Genomic DNA, 950 nt, shown 5'->3' with positions numbered 1-950 from the left:
AAGTGGCTGACGACCACGGACCACAAGACGATCGGCACGCTGTACCTGGTGACGTCGTTCGCGTTCTTCGTCATCGGTGGCGTGATGGCGCTGTTCATGCGCGCCGAGCTCGCCCGGCCCGGTCTGCAGATCATGTCGAACGAGCAGTTCAACCAGGCGTTCACGATGCACGGCACGATCATGCTGCTGATGTTCGCGACGCCGCTGTTCGCCGGCTTCGCCAACTGGATCATGCCGCTGCAGATCGGCGCGCCGGACGTGGCGTTCCCGCGGCTGAACATGTTCGCCTACTGGCTGTACCTGTTCGGCTCGCTCATCGCTGTGGGTGGCTTCCTCACCCCGCAGGGTGCGGCCGACTTCGGCTGGTTCGCCTACAGCCCGCTGTCGGACGCGGTCCGCTCCCCGGGCATCGGCGCCGACATGTGGATCATGGGTCTGGCCTTCTCCGGCTTCGGTACCATCCTCGGCTCGGTCAACTTCATCACCACGATCATCTGCATGCGCGCCCCGGGCATGACGATGTTCCGCATGCCGATCTTCACCTGGAACGTGCTGCTGACCGGTGTGCTGGTCCTGCTCGCCTTCCCGGTCCTGGCCGCGGCCCTGTTCGCCCTGGAGGCGGACCGCAAGTTCGGCGCGCACATCTTCGACTCCGCCAACGGCGGCGCGTTGCTGTGGCAGCACCTCTTCTGGTTCTTCGGCCATCCTGAGGTGTACATCATCGCCCTGCCGTTCTTCGGCATCATCTCCGAGGTCATCCCGGTCTTCTCGCGCAAGCCGATGTTCGGTTACACGGGTCTGATCGGCGCGACCATCGCGATCGCGGGTCTGTCCGTGACGGTGTGGGCCCACCACATGTACGTCACCGGCGGTGTGCTGCTGCCGTTCTTCTCCTTCATGACGTTCCTCATCGCCGTCCCGACCGGTGTGAAGTTCTTCAACTGGATCGG

At 64.2% G+C, this 950-nt stretch carries 1 protein-coding gene; it reads left to right on the top strand.

The features are described from left to right. A partial coding sequence (locus IE97_RS0137790) for a cbb3-type cytochrome c oxidase subunit I (RefSeq protein WP_030252158.1) occupies positions 1-950 on the top strand: 950 nt, incomplete at both ends.

The organism is Streptomyces sp. NRRL S-455 (assembly GCF_000717875.1).
Classification (GTDB): domain Bacteria; phylum Actinomycetota; class Actinomycetes; order Streptomycetales; family Streptomycetaceae; genus Streptomyces.
This window is presented reverse-complemented; position numbering and strand designations above follow the sequence as displayed.